4 protein-coding genes are annotated in these 2,875 nt (G+C 50.2%); 2 read left to right on the top strand and 2 right to left on the bottom strand.

Annotated elements, in window-relative coordinates:
- Positions 1-262: thrombospondin type 3 repeat-containing protein (locus ACOYNV_RS27095; protein WP_422902927.1), on the top strand; the 262-nt coding region annotated here is incomplete at its 5' end.
- Between the two features lie 464 nt (positions 263-726).
- Here ACOYNV_RS27095 and ACOYNV_RS27090 read toward each other — a convergent pair.
- The gene (locus ACOYNV_RS27090) at positions 727-1,002 is read right to left on the bottom strand and encodes a hypothetical protein (RefSeq protein ID WP_422902926.1); all 276 of its coding nucleotides are present in this window, start codon (positions 1,000-1,002) and stop codon (positions 727-729) included.
- Between the two features lies 1 nt (position 1,003).
- Positions 1,004-1,282 carry a PQQ-binding-like beta-propeller repeat protein gene (locus ACOYNV_RS27085; RefSeq protein ID WP_422902925.1) on the bottom strand — a complete coding sequence of 93 codons (279 nt, stop codon included), beginning with the start codon at positions 1,280-1,282 and terminating at the stop codon, positions 1,004-1,006.
- A 442-nt stretch (positions 1,283-1,724) separates the two neighbouring features.
- Here ACOYNV_RS27085 and ACOYNV_RS27080 point away from each other — a divergent pair, with 442 nt between their 5' ends.
- Positions 1,725-2,591 carry a hypothetical protein gene (locus ACOYNV_RS27080; RefSeq protein WP_422902924.1) on the top strand — a complete coding sequence of 289 codons (867 nt, stop codon included), beginning with the start codon at positions 1,725-1,727 and terminating at the stop codon, positions 2,589-2,591.
- Positions 2,592-2,875: the final 284 nt, after the last annotated feature.

Raw genomic sequence — 2,875 nt, 5'->3', positions numbered from 1 at the left:
AATCTATATGCCTGCACCCGACCACCATAGGCGCCATGACGGGCAGCATTGGCAACGCCGCAGCCCTTACGGCGACCGCGATGGCATCGCCAATGTCTACGATTCGGGTGGACCGCGCAATCAGTGGCGTCAATCGCGCCTTTATGGTCCTTACGGTGATTTTGATCGAGATGGTGTAAGAAACAAATGGGACCGCGATGTTGACGGCGACGGCATTCCCAACCGCTACGACCGCGTCCCGCACAATCCAAACCGCAGGTAGCCGCAATTTGCTGCCCACCCCTGGTTATGCAACCCCAATCTGACCCAGGAACTGAACCGAGTCCTGCGGTTTGTGCCACATTTATTTTGCAATTGATTTAACCCATTGTTTCATATGTGTTTTGTTGCAATTAGAGGTAGCAAAAGTTGAATAGTTCCACTTTTATCGACACGTTTGTGCCAACTTTATTTTCCTCTACGTCAGGGGCATCAAAAAACCCGACAACCCTGTCACCACCACCCTAAGAAAAACGATACGCTGGAAAGACTTCAACATAGCTGTCTCCTATATATATCTGATCAAAAACTATAGAGGCTGATGCTAAACGAAAAGAACACCTCGACGCGCCCCGTCGCTTGACCTAAATCAGCGGCATCAAAGTTTCTTTGACAATTGTCAATCGATCAACACCAAGACGGTCATGACCAACCTGGCAAGATCGCTGCCACACGTCTTCAGTGGGCTCACCACTGCACCAACTGCACCTCACCCTTACCACCAGCCAGCACCGCCTGCTGGCCGGGTAGAGCCAGTATGGTGGGCCGCAAATCGTGGGCAAAGGCGATTCGCTCCAATTCCTGGCCGCTGGCGACATCCAGCACATGCAGCACTTGGTTCATGTCCAGGCAAAACAACTTGTTCTCAAAGCTTACCAACTCAGCCATCATCGGCCCCCAGTTGGCTGCGCTGTTGCCGTAGCGTGTGGTCTGGTGGCGCCAGCGCACATTGCCCGTCATCACGTCAATGGCATATCGAGCCGGTAGGAGACCACAGGTAGGCGCTGCCACCCGCCACATGGTGCGAATTGATGAAGTTACCCGCCTTGAATTTCCACAGAATCTTGCCGCTGTCCACGGCAATGCCATAGAGCAACTCGGTGTAGGTGCCGGCCACCAGCACTTGCCCAGACACATACATCTGGCGGATGTACTGCCACTCACGGCTGTCATCAAGCCTCCATTTGAGCGCACCGTCAGCTAAGCTCAGGGCATACAACACACCATTTTGGACTTTGAACAAAATGACGATTGATTCGCTTGTTTTTAAAAATGTATTTGAAATCAATGGGTTACAACAGGCCAATTTTCAGACATTGACAAAACCAAAAAAAATATACCTATATAAATCAATGTGTTACAAAAGATCAGCGAACCGACGGTTCATTTTGTTCAAAGTCCAAGGTTGATTGACACTTGAAAAATTAGCTAAAAAAGCCCAATTTTTGGCTCAAATGTGTAAACCAACTTATCTATAAATCAAGGTTAGCTAAACGTATGCGTAAGTGCATTGGATACGCCCGCGTTTCGACCAATGACCAGAACCTGGATCTACAGTGAGATGCACTCAGGCTGAACCACCATTTAGAAGAAACCGCCTCAGGCAAGTCGGCCACGCGCATTGAACTGGGCATCATGGCTAGAAACTCTGTGGGACTTTGGTGTCGTTTGTTTAAACTCACCTCATGAGTGTCCATCGCCTACTCCCAAAACTGACTACCAACCGCCAGTTTGTTAACGACTTCCTGGGGGCAAAGGCACCGTGCTTTGCGCTTGGCATGGTTGAAGAGCGCCAACAGACCCTTGGCTTGTTGGCGCTCAGGCCACCCAAGGCCATACCGCAAGACGTTATGGATCCTGGCTTTAATTTCGGCCACACCTTACTGGGCAATGCTGATTTTGAGGTGGTGCATTTTGCCTTTGAGTTCTACGGTTTCGCCACCTACAACGTCCTGCTCAATCCCAGCAACCCTCTGGTGCGGGCCGTTCTGGCCAAGATGATCGACCGCAGTGAATACTTCTTTTTGGCGGTCATGCCGGACCAAGGCGTGACAGCCTTTCGCTCCGACATTGGTCAGAAAAATTTGACAGTTCTGAAAGACAACTGGGCCCGTATTCAAGGCTCAACCACCAACGATGTTCAGTACCAAAAAGCGTTGAGAGAATTTCAGGAACATCCGTATCCACCTGGGCAAATATTGTCATGGGTGTGCCGTGAAAAATTGGAGTACCTTGATCTGACCAAAGACCGCATGGACCTGACACCCTCGGCACCGCAAGGTACGCCTAGTCCTGACGGAGAACAACTGGCAATCGCCAAATTGCTGGATGACAAGGTCAACCAGTTCACGCAAACGGGCGGCAACGACAATTTGATGCTGTTGACCAATATGGCACCATACATGCCGCTGTTTCATCGACTGATGGAGATTTCTGGTGAGGGTGAGATAGACAAACTTTGTGTCACCTACCTTGGGCTGTACCGCTACGCCAAGGTGCTTGAGCGGCTGGCGATGGGTATTCGCTCTGGGGAAGTTAAGGTGCCGCGCTGAGCCTCTTGCTGTGGCACATGTGAAAAGTCGTCGAATTGCAGCTTCGCTTCCGCTGGGTCTACGCACTTCTCAAGATTTCGCGGGGTTGGGCGTACAAGCCCTTACTGAGTTTTTGTCGGTGGTACGGCATGACAGAGGTGATTGAGCGGTAGGCGCATCATGCCACCGACACTTTTGAAGTGGTAAGCTCATCTTTACAAGTAATTATCTATATGGAATAATTATTTTCATTGGATAAAATAGGATAACGATGAGCCATCCAAATCTTTACCACCGCAGCGGCT

The organism is Propionivibrio sp. (assembly GCF_049316945.1).
Lineage (GTDB): Bacteria > Pseudomonadota > Gammaproteobacteria > Burkholderiales > Rhodocyclaceae > Propionivibrio.
Note: the sequence above shows the minus strand (reverse complement) of the source record. Positions and strands in the feature narration are given on the sequence as shown.

Bases quoted from the DNA above. Each gene is read 5' to 3' on its own strand.
- ACOYNV_RS27080 (WP_422902924.1), top strand. From the start codon at position 1,725: ATGAGTGTCCATCGCCTACTCCCAAAACTGACTACCAACCGCCAGTTT.